The organism is Mesorhizobium sp. PL10 (assembly GCF_053714315.1).
Genome location: NZ_JBSKBR010000004.1, coordinates 103,040 through 118,085, shown reverse-complemented (window position 1 = coordinate 118,085; position 15,046 = coordinate 103,040). Strand labels below are relative to the sequence as shown.

The window sequence follows — 15,046 nt, the reverse complement described above, 5'->3', positions numbered from 1 at the left end:
GACTGGCTTCCGCTCTCATTCTTGCGGCACGTCTTGCGAAATCCTTGGCGAACCGAGCGGTGCGCCGCCGGTTCGTATCCGGTATCGTACAGGCCACAGCCGAGCCGTCTACCCGTCGCTCGCGGCAACGGCCGGAGTGGCCCAAATGATACGCCAATCCAGCCTGACTTGTGCGACAAAATAAGACAGTACTACTGTCCTAAATTTTTATGGCAGAAATCCTGGGCGCACACAAGACCGATTCACAAAAATCTTGGGCGTTTGGCGACAGAAAATTACGTCGTGCGCAGTCGAAACGAAAACTTCTGTCCCTGCACACCCTCGGTGATCAGCCTCTGGCTTTACCGCTTTTTCAGCCCTTGGCCCTTGCGCGTCAAACCCCGGAGCAGCCATGGTCGCGCTCCTTTTCAACCAGACTTCGCAACCAGACATGGACCTTTCCTAATGTTCTTTGCATCCGACAACTGGGCGGGCGTCCATCCCGACATCTCGGCCAACCTGACCCGCCATGCCGCCGGCACCGCCGCGGCCTATGGCGATGGCGACCTCGACCGCGCCGTCTACCGGCGCTTCAGCGAGATTTTCGAACGCGACGTTCAGGTGTTCTTCGTCGCCACCGGCACCGCCGCCAACGCGCTGTCGCTGGCCGCCTACAACAAACCTGGCGGCATTTCCTTCGCCCATCGTGAATCGCACATCATCGAGGATGAATGCGGCGCGCCGGAATATTTCAGCGCCGGCTCGCGCCTGCATGCGATCGACGGCGCCCTGGGCAAGATCGACCCGCACAATCTCGAACGGATCGTTGGCCGGTTCGCACCCGAGATCGTCCACTGGGGGCGGCCGATGGCCGTGTCGATCACCCAATCGACTGAAGTCGGCACCGTGTACGGGCTCAATGACATCTCCGCCATTTCGGAGATCGCCAAGCGACACGCTTTGCCGCTGCATATGGACGGCGCGCGTTTTGCCAACGCGCTGGTCGCGCTCGGGACGACGCCTGCGGAAATGACCTGGAAGCGCGGCGTCGACATCGTCTCCTTCGGCGGCACCAAGAATGGCTGCTGGTGCGCCGAGGCCATTGTGCTGTTCGATCTCGACCGCGCCAAGGAATTGTCCTTCCTGCGCAAGCGGGCGGCGCAGCTGTTTTCCAAGTCGCGTTTCATCGCCGCGCAGTTCGAAGCCTATTTCAAGGATGGGCTGTGGCTGGACACGGCCCGTCACGCCAACGCCGTGGCCGCCCGCCTGGCGGCAGCGATCGAGGATTCGGCGACGGCAAAGCTCGCCTGGCTGCCGCAGGCCAATGAGGTGTTCGCGGTGATGAAAAAATCGGAAGCCGAAAAGCTGCAATCGGCAGGCGCCGCCTTCTACGACTGGCACAAGCCGCACGGCTTCGACGGTCATATCGGCGAGGACGAGTTGCTCTATCGCTTCGTCACCAGCTTTGCCACGACGTCGGATGAAGTTGACCGTTTTGGCCAATTGATCGCCTGAACCCGCCAATCGAGGGCAAGCAGATGAGCAAACCGCCTCTCGGCTCAACCATGCGGCTGGTTCGCCCGGCGCCAAACGTGCGGGGCTTCTACGACGGCCGCATCGACGGCGTCCGCGCCTGGTCGGACGAGCCGAATTGGCTCGATGACGGTGCCTATGCCCTAGGGATCTGCACCTATGCCGTTGTCGACGGGCCGCAAGCGCTTGTCTACGACACGCATATTTCGCTGCCTCACGCGCGCTATATCAGGCAAACGCTCGAAGCCATGGGAGTGCGCTCGATCCGGGTCGTTCTCAGCCACTGGCATGACGATCATATTGCCGGCAACGAGGTGTTCCAGGACTGTGAAATCATAGCCAACACGCTCACCGCCTCTGCCTTGGCGAAGAACAAGGCCGAGATCGAAGGCGGCATCCCGCCGATCAAACCACTCGTGCTGCCCAACAGGACTTTCGAAGGCAGCCTTGACCTCACAGTTGGCTCGATTGCCGTCGAACTACGCCAGGTCGAAATCCACAGCCATGACGGCACGGTGCTGTTCATGCCGGAAACCGGCCTGCTGCTCGCCGGCGACACGCTGGAAGACCCGATCACCTATGTCGGCGAGGCGGATCGCTTGGCCGAACATCTGGTTGATCTCGAACGCATGGCCGGCTGGCCGATCAACCGCATCCTGCCCAATCACGGCTCGTTGGTGGCGATCGAAGCCGGCGGTTATGGCAAGGACTTCATCGCTGCGACGCAGGACTATGTCCGCAAGCTGATCCGCTGCCGGCGAGACGCCGATCTGGCCAAGCAGGATCTGAAGACGTTTGGCGCTGACATGTTCGCCGCGGGTGCAGTGGAATATTACCCGCCGTATGAAGCAGTTCACCGGCAAAACGTCGAGGCCGTTCTCGCTGTCGGCACTGGCTGCTAAGCCAGGAAAGGTCGCAGCAGAAGCTCCAGGCCAAGCAGGATCAGGAAAATAAGAAACCAGCGCCGGAAGGTTGCCGGGCTGATCCGCTGCCGCAGCAACTGTCCCAGCCACATGCCGAGCAGGGCCGGCAGGACGGCCAGCGACGACATGGCGATATGCTCCACCCGGAACGCCCCATGCGAGGCAAGCCCGGCGGCAAGCGCGATGGTCGACACGGTGAAGGACAGGCCGAGCGCCTGGATCAGGTCGTCACGGCTCAGGCCGAGCGCCTGGATGTAGGGCACGGCAGGGACCACGAACACGCCGGTGCCGCCGGTCACGAGACCGGTGAGAAAACCGACAATGGGCGACGCCCAGCGCTCGGCCGACACCGGGACCGTCAATTGCCGCCCCAGCAGCGTATAGGCGGCGTAGATGATCAACGCCGCACCGAGACCGGCGGTCGTCCATTTGACGTTGTCGCTGGCCAAGAGCCACGATCCGGCCTGCGTGCCGGCGACGATGCCGATCATCATCAGCCATAGGCGTCTGAGGATCGACGCGAAGCTCGGTCCGGCAAACAGCTGCCAGATGTTGGTGACGAAGGACGGCACGATCAGCAGCGAGGCCGCCGCGACCGGCGGCATGATGGTGCCCAGCAGCCCCATCGCCAGCGTCGGCAGGCCCATGCCGGTAACGCCCTTGACGATGCCGGCCAACAGGAAGGTGACGGCAATGGTGGCCGTCAGTGCCAAGGAGAAATCAGCCGGGAAATCAGACATCGTCCTTCATGGGAAGGCGACGCACGCTGCAAAAGAGCCAGAACTCTGCGGTTGGGGTGACAGGGAGTTGACGCAACAAAAAAGCGGCGCCCTCGCGGCGCCGCTTTCGTCTCGGGAGGAGACGCTTCTATCTCAGGGCGTTACTACGTCCCTTGGGCGTGACGCCGCCGTCTTGATTACGCGGCGTTCTTGGCCTCGATCTGCTTGGCCTTCTCGGAACTCGCGGTAATCGCGATCTTGCGCGGCTTCAGCTCCTCGGGGATGTTGCGCGTGAGGTCGACGAAGAGCAGGCCATTCTTCAGCGTGGCGCCAACGACTTCGACATGGTCGGCAAGCTGGAAGCGCCGCTCGAACGAACGCGAAGCAATGCCGCGATAAAGCAGCTCGGAGCCCTCGCCATTGCCCTCTTCCTTGCGCTCACCCTTGACGGTCAACACGTTGCGGTGGGCTTCGATCGAAATCTCTTCATCCGAGAAGCCGGCGACCGCCATCGAGATGCGGTAGGCGTTCTCGCCGGTGCGCTCGATGTTGTAGGGCGGGTAGGTCTGTGCGCCATCGGGCTGGGCCAGCGAGTCGAGCATGGTGAACAGGCGGTCGAAGCCGACCGTCGAGCGATAAAGCGGGGAAAAATCAACGTGACGCATGAGGTGTTCTCCTGTTTGAGCAACATGGTTTGCGTGTGGCCGGTGCGAAACCCTGGAAAGGCGTTTTCGCGTGGACCAGCAGCCCCGACATCGGCGGCTGCATCCGACATTTGGGGAGCGCAAAAGCGCATTTCAAGGATTTTTGAAGAGTTGTGAATTGAGGCGTCGATGAACGGCAGATGAACCGCCGCTTCGGCGCCCGTTCAGCCGGCCGGCGCTAGAGTGCAGCCGGGATAAAGAACCAGGCGGCGCCGGATGAAGGCGCCGCGACGAAGCCGAACCGGGTGTAACGTCCCTTCCTCCCGGATCGACAGAGGCCGGAAGCACGCCGTCGCAGGCTGCTTCCGGCCTTACTCGTTGTTCGTCCGCCCCCCCGGGCGCCCTCCCTTTGCTTTTCATCCATTGACGTCTATCACCATGCCGACGCCCCGCCGGGTGAGACACCACGAAGACGCAAGCGCCGAATGACGGACCTCTTCCACCCCACGCCAGGCAACCCGCCGCCGCAAAATGTCGCCGGCGGCTACTTCACCACGCGCGACGGCAAGAAGATCCGCTACGGCCTTTTTGCCGCGGTCACCCGGCCGCTGAAGGGCACGGTCGTCCTGCTGCCCGGCCGCAACGAGTGCATCGAGAAATATTTCGAGACCATCCGCAACCTTACCGATCGCGGCCTCGGCGTCGCCACGCTCGACTGGCGCGGCCAGGGTGGTTCGGACCGGCTGATCAGAGACCCGCAACGCGGCTATGTCCGCTCCTTCTACGACTACACCGGCGACCTCGAACAGTTCTTCGAGGACATCGTACTGCCCGATTGCCGCGGCCCGTATTACATCTTCGCCCATTCGACCGGAGCCGTGATCGCGCTGCTCGCCGCGCCGTCGATGGTCAACCGGGTACGCCGTATGGTGCTGATCGCGCCGTTCTTGACGGTGCCCGATTCTCCGCTGTCTGTACAAACGGTGCGCCGCGTCTGCTCGTTTTTGTGCTTTCTCGGCCTTGGCCGGCTCTATGCGGCCTGGGGGCCTAGACCCAGGCAGACCCTGCCCTTTGCCGTCAACAAGGTGACATCGGACCCTGTGCGCTATCAGCGCAACACGAAAATCTACGAGGACTATCCACAACTGGCGCTCGGCAGCCCGACGATCCGCTGGCTGCAGGCCGCCATCAAGGCAAGCGAAGCCATCAGCGAGCCGGACTTCATGGCGAAGATTCAGGTCCCCCTGCTCATGATCGCCGCCGGCGCCGATCAGGTCGTGTCGACCAGGGCCGTAGAAGCCTACACCAGGCGTCTGCGCGTCGGCTCGCTGTTGATGATCGATGGCGCCAAGCACGAGATTCTGCAGGAGGCCGATGTCTACCGCGAGCAGTTGCTCGCCGCCTTCGATGCCTTCATTCCCGGCAACGACGACCCCACTGGCTGATCGCCATCGCTTCAGGTTGCGGCGCGCCTTGAGTTCGCGCCTGCTGACAGCCTGTCAGGAGGACCGCCCATTGGCGTCGGCCGCAGGCAAACAGCTAAAGATTCTGACAGCCGGCGCCATGCAGGAATGATCATCTCTCCGCGTCGAACTGAACGCCAAGGAGATGACATCATGACCGAGAAAACCTGCGCTGCCTGCGACTGCCAGCTGGACGCCAACCCGATCCGCGTCAAGGTCGGCGGCAAGACCGTGGAGGTCTGCTGCGAGGAATGTGCGATAGCGCTGAACGAAGCCGGCGCCTCAGTGGCCGGCGTCTCGGTGATCGGCAACGGGGAGGCCTGAGCGATGCGCCCCGATCATGCAGCGACGGCACAATGCCTGCCACATCAGCCGACAGCTCAAACCGCGACCTTCCGGCGGTCCTTGCGGACACATTGCATCTTGGCGGCCAACTGGATCGGCCGTCAGCTGGAAAGGCGCCGAAGCCGCCTTGCCTTGCTCGAAATGACCGACGAACAGCTCAAGGACATCGGCTTGTCGCGCGGTGAGGTCCACACGGAATATATGCGCCGCTTGTGGGACTGAGCCATGGCCGTTGCGAAGGCGCTGACAGGTGAAGTCTCCTGACAGGTCTGGGCAGGCCGATCGCCTAAAGTGCCGCAACAGCTTTCGGCGCAAAGGAAACGCGGCCATGTCGCAATTCACGGTACAGACACTCCTGGACACCGGTACCGTCAGGGTAAGGGACATCGTCTGCAGCGGCGAATGCCGGCACAAGAGCGACGAGGAATGCACCTCCGCCACGCATCTGGTTTTTCCCTATCGCGGTGTTTTTGTGCGCCACGTCGGCCGCAACGATGCGGTCGCCGAAGCCAACCAGTTGCTGTTCTTCAATGAGGCAGAGTCGTATCGGATCAGCCACCCCGTCGAGGGTGGCGATTCCTGTCTCGATCTCGTCGTCGAAGAGGCGCAACTGCAGGAACTGACGCCCAAGCAGCAGTTGCGCTCGGGTAGCGCGTTGGCGTTTCGTCGCCAGCGCCGCCGCATCGACCCGCGGGCCCAGGCACTGGTGGCAGTCCTGCGCCACAGCCTGAGCCGCAACATTGCCGAAACGCTGGAGGCTGAAACCCTGGCGCTGACGCTGGTGCGGCGCTCCCTCGGCGAGCGCACCTCGCATGCCGCCGGCGCCAGCACCGGCCGGCAGAAGCTGGTCGACCGCGCCAAGCTCGTCCTGTCCTCGGACCTGTCGCGGCGCTGGACACTGGCCGAGATCGCCGCCGAAGTCGGGGTATCATCGGTTTATCTGACGCAGGTCTTCCAGCAGGTCGAAGCGATGCCGCTCTATCGCTATCATCTGCGCCTGCGTCTGGCGCGCGCGCTCGACCTTCTGGGCCGCTACGACAATCTGACGACGCTCGGCATGGACCTCGGCTTCTCCAGCCACAGCCATTTCAGCGCGGCGTTCAGGCAGGTCTATGGACGAACGCCGGCGGAATTCCAGCGCTCGATCAAGCCGCGCTAAGAGCAGTTCCAGGGAAAAGCGCGTAGCGCTTTTCCCTGAGGAATTGCGTCGAACAAAAAGTATCAGCCGCGCAGGGCAGCCATTGCGGCCGCATGAAGCTCCGGCGTCGCCGCGGCCAGTATATCGCCGCCCTTTTCCGCCGGGCCGCCTTCGAATGTGGTGACGACACCGCCCGCCTTCTCGATGATCGGGATCAGCGCCACGATGTCATAGGGCTTCAATCCGGGATCGGCGACGATGTCGACGCTGCCCGAGGCAATCATGGCAAAGGCGTAGCAATCGGCGCCATAGCGGACGAGCTGGACCTCTTTTTCGAACCGGTCGAAGCGTGGGCGCGCCTCGCCCTTGAACAGCGCCGGCGTGGTGGTGAACAAGGTCGCATCGTCGAGCTTCGTCGTCTTGCGGGTCGAGAGCTTGCGCGAGCCGCCGGGGCCTTCATAGTGGGAACCGGAAGCGTTGGCGTAAAACAGCTCGCCGGTGAAGGGCTGCGCCATCATGCCGGCGACCGCGTCGCCATCGACCGTGAGCCCGACCAATGTCCCCCACACCGGCAGCCCGGAGATGAAGGCGCGGGTGCCGTCGATGGGATCGATCACCCAGACATGCTTGCTGGAGATGTTCTCGCTGCCATGCTCTTCACCCAAAATGCCGTGATCGGGATACTCGGCCGATATCAGCGCCCGGATGGCGCGCTCGGCTTCGCGGTCGGCTTCCGTGACCGGGTCAAAACTGCCTTTTTCCTTGTTGGCCACCGCGCCTTGCGCGCGGAAACGCGGCAAGGTTTCAGCCGCCGCCGCTTGCGCGATCCGGCGTATGAAATCGATGCTGATGTCCACCTGATTCTCCCGCATGCAGAGTGCCTGACCGGTCTGCCGGCACTTTCGCACCAAAACAAGCCGGTTTATCGATTTATCGCAGAGATAATCGTTGCCAAAATGTCACATCGGCGCTGTTCAAATGCAATTTCCACATCAGAGTGAATTAAATAAGCCCGAATTCGATTGACATTTGTGCATCGCACAATAAATTTGTTCTCGGACAGGTTTTCCTGTCCATGCCCTCCTTGGGCGTTTCCTCCCTAGACTTCGACCGTGTCGTGCAAACGATGCGGTCTTTTTTTACGCCGAGGCGTGGCTGGCGCGGGATCCCACAATTAGCCGCCGCTCCAGCGTCATTCAGCGGCCAGCGGCAGGTCGATGAAATGGTCATCGGGCATTGCCATCAGGTCGGCCGAAAAACGCGCCATATCGTCGGCCAGCGCATGGAAACCAGCCGATTTCTGGAACGTCCGCTCATTCATGTAGAGCCCGCGATTGACCTCGATCTGCAGCGCATGCAGATGGCGCGCCGGCCGGCCGTAATGCTCGGTGATGAAGCCGCCGGCATAGGGTTTGTTGTGGGCGACGGTATAACCCATGCCGATCAGCAGGCCGATCGCCGTCTCGGTCAGCGCAGCCGTGGCCGAGATGCCAAAACGGTCGCCGACGATGAAATCAGGCCGCAAACCGCTCTCGCCCACCCTGATGCTCGCCGGCATCGAATGGCAGTCGATCAGCACGGCATAGCCGAACCTCGCATGGGTTCTGGTCAATAGCCGCTTCAGCGTCTCGTGAAAGGGTTTGTAGACGGCCTCGATGCGCTGGACGGCCTCCGCCAGCGGCAGGCGGCCGGAATAGATGTCGAGCCCCTCGCCCACCAGCTTGGGCACGGTGCCGAGCCCGCCGGCGACGCGGGCCGAGCGGATGTTACAGAAGGACGGCACCGGCTCGGCGAACATGCGCGGGTCGAGCTCCCACGGTTCGCGATTGACGTCGAGATAGGCGCGCGGAAAATTCGCCGCCAGCATCGGCGCGCCGAGTGCCACGGCACCGCCGAACAGCTCGTCGACATAGCAATCCTCGGAACGGCGAATGGCGTTGCGGTCGAGCCTGGCCATGGCCAGGAAGCGGTCGGGATAGTAGCGCCCGCTATGCGGCGAGTTGAAGACGAAGGGAACGCGCTGCTCGGCGCCCGATCGGATTTCGAAGGGTGGAACGACCGAAAAATCCTCGGCTGCCGTCGTCAATTTGAACGAACCCGGAAACAGCAATGCATCATGATGGGAAACTGCCACCTCATCGGCCGCATGTCCAGCATTTCGGCATGTCAGGAAGCCCGTCAAATCAGGATTAATGCCACCGGCGTTCACTTGATGTTTACCGTCACCTCCTCATATACAGGATGGTTAACGGGCTTGCCGGACGGCAGGCTTGGGTGGGGTGATTCGGACGGGACACAATGGCACGCATTCTGCTGGCGGAAGACGACGACGACATGCGCCGGTTCCTGGTCAAGGCACTGGAGCGGGCCGGCTACCAAGTCAGCGATTTCGACAATGGCGCCAGCGCCTATGAGCGGCTGCGCGAGGAACCCTTCTCCTTGCTGTTGACCGATATCGTCATGCCGGAGATGGACGGCATCGAGCTTGCCCGCCGCGCCACCGAGATCGATCCCGACCTCAAGGTGATGTTCATCACCGGTTTCGCGGCCGTCGCGCTCAACCCCGATTCCAAGGCGCCGAAAGACGCCAAGGTGCTGTCGAAGCCCTTCCATCTGCGCGATCTCGTCAACGAGGTCGAAAAAATGCTGCAGGCCGCCTGAAGCACGCCCAGTGCGATGCGGCCGCTTGCCTACGGCGCGACAAAACGAGCCTTTCTTTCCCTTTTCCGGCTATTGACGCGCTGGATCAAAAATGGTGTATGCGCGGCTTCGGATGGGCGTGTAGCTCAGCGGGAGAGCACTGCATTGACATTGCAGGGGTCACAGGTTCAATCCCTGTCACGCCCACCATCCTTTGAATAACTTAGCTGAGTCACCTTTCTGTCTGACACAGAAACCCGATTGCACAGCGCGCCCATTGCTTGCTGACGCTGTGGGCCCGATAGGTCGGGCCGCAGCGGACCACATTGCGTAGGCAAGCCTGCGTCGCCGGGACAAAGTTCGAGTTAGCTGAGTAGCGCAGCGACTGTGCGGCCAGGATGTCGGTTACGCGAGAATGCTCATACTGAATGGCCTCAAAAAGATGCGGCGCGTGAAAGGTGGCGGCCAAAAGGTTTGCGACCAGCACGAAAATGCTGCGCGGGAGCTGGTCCTTCAACTTGGCTTTGGCGTGTACACTTCGCGAGGTGAAGCGTGACCACTCCAATACTCTTCGAGGCTTTCTGGAGCTTTAAAAAACTCCTCCGGTAGGAACGGCGAATCCGACAGCGCTTTCGATAGATCGGCATCGCCTTCTAACTTGACGAACTCCTCGCCCATCTTATCTGCACGCTCTTCAATGATTTTCTCAGTCGTGACGGTCGCAGTGGCGACGATATCATATAAATCAGTTACGGCGTCCTTGAGGTAATTTGCTCGGTCAAATACAAATCTAACACCGCCTTGATCGTCTACGAAGCGAAGCGTGGCACGCTCCTTGTTCCAATTCTCGGCGTGAATACCCTGAGGCTTTCCGAAATGCGCCACGACGCTATTTCGCAGGTTGGCAATGGCTTGATGGCGAGCTTTCTGATCAGGCGAAAACTCTCTGGTGGCATCCACTTTATGTCGGCCTTGCTGATCAGAGACCGCAGCTCGGCAATACATGATAATGGCAAAAGATGTTAACGCGGCTCCAAAAGAGGCGCGGCTGTCTGCATCGCTTTCGATTGCCGAAAGTGTCCTCAATGCTCCATTTGCAGACCTCAAATCTTCGTAGATGGAGCAGGCAGATCGATAGCGACCGATAGAATCAACCAAGCGCTTAAACCTCGGCTTAGCTTTCAACTTTTCTACCACAGCATCTAAGTCGTAGGCCTGTCTCACTGGCCTTGCCACCTGACCTTTGTCGATTGGGGTACGGAACAAAGCACTTCCCATTGTTAAAGGAAACCCACCCGCCGCAGAAGACGATAATCTGAACGCCCGGTCTTCTCGGGCTTCGCGATTTCTTTCAGCCGTTCGGCGCAATCTGACCTAGGGTATCTAAGGGAAAACCGGATAGCGGTCCCCCAATCCTTAACTGCATCCGGTCAGGGGGTGAGGGAAACGTCCCGGCGCGAGCCGGGACGATTCAGGCTCGTGGATCATTGCGGCCGCGGATCGGGCCTGTCGGGCTTGTCATGAGGATTGTTACTGCCTTCACGGCACGGGGTGCCGATGCCGCAGCATTTGCCGTTGTAGGTGACACCAGGCTTGGTCTTCCCGCATTCCCTCGGCGGCGCCGTCTGACACCCCGCCAGCACCGAAACGGCGATGACGGCGAGAAGGACGTTTCTTGAAGTGATAGACATGGACGTTCTCCGCGATGGACCGTGTTTGCTACACAGCGCTTGGTCGCGTGCGGCAACGAAATGGTTCACGAGCAAAACTGAATTGCCGGCAAGGCCTTCCCTGCGCAGGCTGGTGAGCTGGCGCGACAATGCCTGGACGAATTTTCAGTCGTGACGAGCGGGCGCGATGGCCTTAAGGCTGGGAACAGGCGCGATGTTCGGGGGGAACAATGCGAACAACGACATCAGGATGGTCGATTATCCCCGACCATTGGCGTGCTCGCTCAGGCGGGTGGCCATGACGTCAACTCCGGCGCAGCGGAAACCGACGTGGCAACGCATCTACCTCGAACTCAAGCGGGCGAGGAAATATCTCCAATCGCCGGGTTCGAGACTTGGCGGCGTGCTGGTTGCGGCAAAGCGAACATTCGAGCACAGGCGCGATGTCAGGCTTCGCCTCAGGGCGACGCGTGACGCTTACCCTGCCTTGCCGATTGCGGCGGCGAAGGACAGCTTCATGCTCGTCCGCATCATCGGCAACGATCTCGAGCCGCGGCACCGCAAGGGTCAGTCCTTCGACAATGCCAGCTTCATCCTGGACAATGAGCCGGCCTTTCCTGACTGCGACAAGTTCTGGATCGTCAATCGGATAGCCGATCCCGAAGAGGAGGTTCGCATCGTCGGGCTGCTGGAGGGCCGTGGCCAGAGCTTTCACCGCATCCCTTTCAATCTCGACGCCTATGGCAGAATTCCTTGGGACATCGACAGGCTGTCGGCAAAAGAGCTCCGGTTTTCCAGCAAAGGCAGCCGATCGGCTGAACTCACGGCGGCACGTTACGAAACGCTCATCAGAAGCAGCAAGAACCGCTATTTGATGAACAACAACGGCGCCCGCAACAAAGCGCTCGAGATGGCCCGCACGCGGGCGAAGTGGCTGATGCCATGGGACGGAAACTGTTTTCTGACCGAGCAGGCGTTCAGGCAGATACGCCGGGCAATCGAGGCGAGGCCGTATCTGCCCTATGTCATCGTACCGATGGCGCGCATCGTCGACAACACGGCCCTGCTCGAAGAGAATTTCAACCCGCCGGCGAATGAAGAGCCGCAGATCATATTCAGGGCCGATACGACCGAGTTGTTCGACGAAACTCATCCCTACGGGCGCCGGCCCAAGGTTGAAATGCTGTGGCGGCTCGGCATTCCCGGGCTTTGGGACCGATTTCGCGACGACCCGTGGGATTTCCCGCGCCCGCCCCCATCGGCGGATTCAGGACTTTTCCAGACTGCCGGCTGGGTGGCGCGCCTGGATTCCGGGCGCGCGCATCTTGAAATCGGCCGGGCCGGATTCGTTGCCCGCTCGTTCAGCCGCGACGAGGCGATCATCACCATGATCGACCGTTGCGACGCCGCTGTAATCTCCGCAAGGCTCGATACGTCACAGCTGGTTTTCTACGACGAGAAGGCGCTCGCCGCCGCCTCAAGGAACAAGGACGCCGGCCTTCGGCAGCATCTGCGGCTCTGCGCTGACCAGGCGCTCACCCGAGGTCCGTTCAGTGTGACGGACAAGACATCAGTAGGGCCGAGCGGCGACCGACACGATTATTTCCAACCGGGGCCCTATTGGTGGCCCGATCCCCACAGCCCTGATGGCCTGCCCTTCATTCGGCGCGACGGCGAGCGCGCACCCGGCACCGCACTCTACGAAGCCGGCAGCGAGACCTACGATCGCACCCGCTTGCAGCGATTGCTTGACGACACCACCGTGCTTGCGCTGGCGGCGACAGTGCTTGACGAACCAAGCTATTCCAGCCACGCCGCCAAGCTGATCCGCACCTGGTTCATCGACCCCGCTACAAGGATGAACCCGCATATGCGATACGCGCAGGTCCGGTTCGGCCACGACGACAATGAAGGCAACGGGACCGGCATTATCGAGCTCAAGGATCTCTATTTCTTCCTCGATGCTGTTCGTCTGATTGAGCGTGCCGGCGCATTGGACGCAACGGAGCGCGAAACGTTCAGATCCTGGCTCGGTTCGTACGCCAAATGGCTGGATACCGCGCCCGCCGCTGTGACGGAGTCCTACCGCGCCAACAACCATGGCGTCTTTTACGATTTGCAGCGGGCATCGATCGCAGCTTTCCTGGGTGATAGCACCACGCTGGCGGGGATCGGACTTCATGCCAGGGAGAGATTGGCAGATCAGATCGCGTCGGACGGTTCACTGCCGAAGGAACTAGCCCGCACTCGGCCCATACACTATACCCTGTTTACTCTGCAGGGCTGGACGACACTGGCGCGCCTCCTGACCTCGATCGGTGACGACCTCTGGCAGCACCGGGCAGACCAGGGACAGGGACTGGTTGACGCTCTGCATTGGCTGGCGGCCAATATCGACAGCCGGCAAGCCACGGAAGCGATCGACGCGGACCGACGTTGGCCGCTGTTGCTGGATCTGGTGCGCCACGACCCTGAGGCGACGATTTCCGCCGCCGAGGCGGAAGCCGCAAAGCCTCTTTTCCACCCGGACGAAGGCATCGCACCCTTCTGGCGGTGGCGAAGGGGCTAAATACTTATGCCTGCCTTCCGGAGCCGCTATCGCAGTTGCGATAGCCGGCCAGACTTACCTGATGCACCTGACCCCATCTGCCGCGCGACCTGCTTGAAGATTCTATTTTTGGGTTCAGCCTTAATCGCTATCGTGGCCATGCTCGATGCCGACTCCATGTCCTCCAGTGCCTCATGCAGAATATAGGCCGCGCACGCCGCGGCATAGGGGTGGCCGGCCCTGGCCGCGGCACCGTAGGACGCGAAATCCTTGCCCATGGCGTGGCCATGCACCGTCTTGCGCGACAAGGCCACAAGCATCGGCAGCGGCACCTTGGGACTCGCCTCGAATTTGTGCCGTCATGCACGATTTCAAAATGGCTTCGCCTGCAGCGTAATCCTTCTCGCGAAAATAAGAGGCCACGATCTTGAGCGCATAGGCATCGTTTTCAGGATCGAGCGCATAGCCTTTGCCAAGAATCTCCCTTGCTCTGGCCGGGCTGATTTCGTCCTCGATGGCCAGGAACGCCGATAAATAGCCGAAGGCAGCCTCGAGCGGATGATAGTCGACGTGATGCTGCGCCAGCTCTTCGAGCATGAGCTGCGCCGCCCGGGGCGGGCTGAACAGCGCGGTGGTCTTGATGCGCGCAGAGCCGCCCATCACCGAGGCCACCGATGCGAACACGCTGCTGCCGGCATAGATACGTTGGCAGCGCACCAGAAGCGCCATCTCGAAAAAAGCCCTCAGCGTCTGGTCCTCGAACTCGTTGGCGCCGAAATCGTCGGTCAGCAAGGCGCCGGTTTGCGACCTCAGATAGTCGAGCGTCGCACGATCCTGGCCGACCAGCAGCGTCGCCATGCCTCGTGACGCGAGCTCGGCGACAATCGCCTTGGCCAGCGCCGCAGGGATCACCTTGCCGTTGAAAGTCAGCATCGAACGGTATTTGCCGCGAACGATATCGCCGCTGCGCAGATGCAGTCCGGCCATTTGCCCCGGAAATTGACAGGACTGGGCCGCGCGCAGCGCGTGGTTCACCGGCTCGGCAAAGCCGATCGTCCTGATCGTTTCGGATGTCGCGAGCGGCTTTCCCCTGTCGCGAAAAGACTCCAGAACGTTGAAATCGTTGCAAAGCCAGCCGCGAAATAAGCTTCGGCGGCGGGCTGACGCATTCAGGCTTGCGCGGGTGAATTTCCCTTTCTTGAGAACCTCGAGATCCGTCTCCCTGATCTTTTCGCCCAGCCAGTGTTTCTCGATGAATTCGGGATCAAATATTTTGTCGACCGTATCGACGGTATGAAACGTCTTGTCAGAGACGGCTTTCTTCCAGGTGAATCCAAACCGGTGGCCTGTCGCATCGGCAAGCGCTTTTGCATTGACCATGGCCAGGAACCGGCCGCCCAGCCCGTCATCCCTGGTCGCGGCAATCAACTTTGCATGCCGAGAA

At 61.2% G+C, this 15,046-nt stretch carries 15 protein-coding genes and 1 tRNA gene; 9 read left to right on the top strand and 7 right to left on the bottom strand.

Annotated features, from left to right (window positions below; translation table 11 throughout):
- The first annotated feature begins 444 nt into the window (after nucleotides 1-444).
- On the top strand, nucleotides 445-1,494 hold the full coding sequence (locus ACWGTO_RS08945; RefSeq protein WP_454574500.1) for a threonine aldolase family protein: 1,050 nt from the start codon (nucleotides 445-447) through the stop codon (nucleotides 1,492-1,494).
- A gap of 23 nt (nucleotides 1,495-1,517) precedes the next feature.
- The gene (locus tag ACWGTO_RS08940) at nucleotides 1,518-2,414 is read left to right on the top strand and encodes an MBL fold metallo-hydrolase (RefSeq protein ID WP_454574499.1); all 897 of its coding nucleotides are present in this window, start codon (nucleotides 1,518-1,520) and stop codon (nucleotides 2,412-2,414) included.
- Here ACWGTO_RS08940 and ACWGTO_RS08935 read toward each other — a convergent pair.
- Both ACWGTO_RS08935 and ACWGTO_RS08930 read right to left on the bottom strand, forming a co-directional pair.
- Entirely contained in the window at nucleotides 2,411-3,175 is a 765-nt protein-coding gene (locus ACWGTO_RS08935; protein WP_454574498.1) for a sulfite exporter TauE/SafE family protein, read from the bottom strand. The two genes, ACWGTO_RS08940 and ACWGTO_RS08935, sit on opposite strands and share 4 nt — an antisense overlap.
- 176 nt (nucleotides 3,176-3,351) lie before the next feature.
- Complete coding sequence (locus ACWGTO_RS08930; protein ID WP_112559269.1) at nucleotides 3,352-3,819, bottom strand: Hsp20 family protein; 468 nt, start codon at nucleotides 3,817-3,819, stop codon at nucleotides 3,352-3,354.
- Between the two features lie 464 nt (nucleotides 3,820-4,283).
- On the opposite strand from ACWGTO_RS08930, the gene ACWGTO_RS08925 reads away from it, so the two are divergent.
- From ACWGTO_RS08925 to ACWGTO_RS08910, 4 genes are all read left to right on the top strand, one after another.
- Entirely contained in the window at nucleotides 4,284-5,243 is a 960-nt protein-coding gene (locus ACWGTO_RS08925; RefSeq protein WP_454574497.1) for an alpha/beta fold hydrolase, read from the top strand.
- A 171-nt stretch (nucleotides 5,244-5,414) separates the two neighbouring features.
- Complete coding sequence (locus ACWGTO_RS08920) at nucleotides 5,415-5,585, top strand: hypothetical protein (RefSeq protein ID WP_454574496.1); 171 nt, start codon at nucleotides 5,415-5,417, stop codon at nucleotides 5,583-5,585.
- Nucleotides 5,586-5,684: 99 nt separating this feature from the next.
- Nucleotides 5,685-5,828: a DUF1127 domain-containing protein gene (locus tag ACWGTO_RS08915; RefSeq protein WP_454574495.1), complete on the top strand. Its 144-nt coding sequence runs from the start codon at nucleotides 5,685-5,687 to the stop codon at nucleotides 5,826-5,828.
- Nucleotides 5,829-5,934: 106 nt separating this feature from the next.
- A complete protein-coding gene (locus ACWGTO_RS08910) occupies nucleotides 5,935-6,765 on the top strand; it encodes a helix-turn-helix domain-containing protein (RefSeq protein ID WP_454574494.1) in 831 nt (276 codons plus the stop codon).
- Between the two features lie 62 nt (nucleotides 6,766-6,827).
- Here ACWGTO_RS08910 and hisN read toward each other — a convergent pair whose 3' ends face one another.
- Together hisN and ACWGTO_RS08900 are read right to left on the bottom strand one after the other, a co-directional pair.
- Nucleotides 6,828-7,601, bottom strand: coding sequence for a histidinol-phosphatase (hisN, locus tag ACWGTO_RS08905; protein ID WP_454574493.1), 774 nt, complete (start codon nucleotides 7,599-7,601; stop codon nucleotides 6,828-6,830).
- A gap of 335 nt (nucleotides 7,602-7,936) precedes the next feature.
- Complete coding sequence (locus ACWGTO_RS08900; protein ID WP_454574492.1) at nucleotides 7,937-8,878, bottom strand: N-formylglutamate amidohydrolase; 942 nt, start codon at nucleotides 8,876-8,878, stop codon at nucleotides 7,937-7,939.
- A 164-nt stretch (nucleotides 8,879-9,042) separates the two neighbouring features.
- Here ACWGTO_RS08900 and cpdR point away from each other — a divergent pair, with 164 nt between their 5' ends.
- Both cpdR and ACWGTO_RS08890 read left to right on the top strand, forming a co-directional pair.
- On the top strand, nucleotides 9,043-9,405 hold the full coding sequence (cpdR, locus tag ACWGTO_RS08895; RefSeq protein ID WP_006199474.1) for a cell cycle two-component system response regulator CpdR: 363 nt from the start codon (nucleotides 9,043-9,045) through the stop codon (nucleotides 9,403-9,405).
- Between the two features lie 114 nt (nucleotides 9,406-9,519).
- Nucleotides 9,520-9,594 (top strand) — tRNA-Val (locus ACWGTO_RS08890).
- A 303-nt stretch (nucleotides 9,595-9,897) separates the two neighbouring features.
- On the opposite strand, the gene ACWGTO_RS08885 is transcribed toward ACWGTO_RS08890, so the two are convergent.
- Nucleotides 9,898-10,608, bottom strand: a complete 711-nt coding sequence (locus ACWGTO_RS08885; protein WP_454574491.1) for a hypothetical protein — start codon at nucleotides 10,606-10,608, stop codon at nucleotides 9,898-9,900.
- Between the two features lie 260 nt (nucleotides 10,609-10,868).
- The gene (locus ACWGTO_RS08880) at nucleotides 10,869-11,075 is read right to left on the bottom strand and encodes a hypothetical protein (RefSeq protein ID WP_454574490.1); all 207 of its coding nucleotides are present in this window, start codon (nucleotides 11,073-11,075) and stop codon (nucleotides 10,869-10,871) included.
- Between the two features lie 277 nt (nucleotides 11,076-11,352).
- Here ACWGTO_RS08880 and ACWGTO_RS08875 point away from each other — a divergent pair, with 277 nt between their 5' ends.
- Entirely contained in the window at nucleotides 11,353-13,623 is a 2,271-nt protein-coding gene (locus ACWGTO_RS08875; RefSeq protein ID WP_454574489.1) for an alginate lyase family protein, read from the top strand.
- 171 nt (nucleotides 13,624-13,794) lie between these two features.
- Here the strand turns inward: ACWGTO_RS08875 and ACWGTO_RS08870 are convergent, their stop codons facing one another.
- Nucleotides 13,795-15,030, bottom strand: coding sequence for a hypothetical protein (locus ACWGTO_RS08870; RefSeq protein WP_454574488.1), 1,236 nt, complete (start codon nucleotides 15,028-15,030; stop codon nucleotides 13,795-13,797).
- Nucleotides 15,031-15,046: the final 16 nt, after the last annotated feature.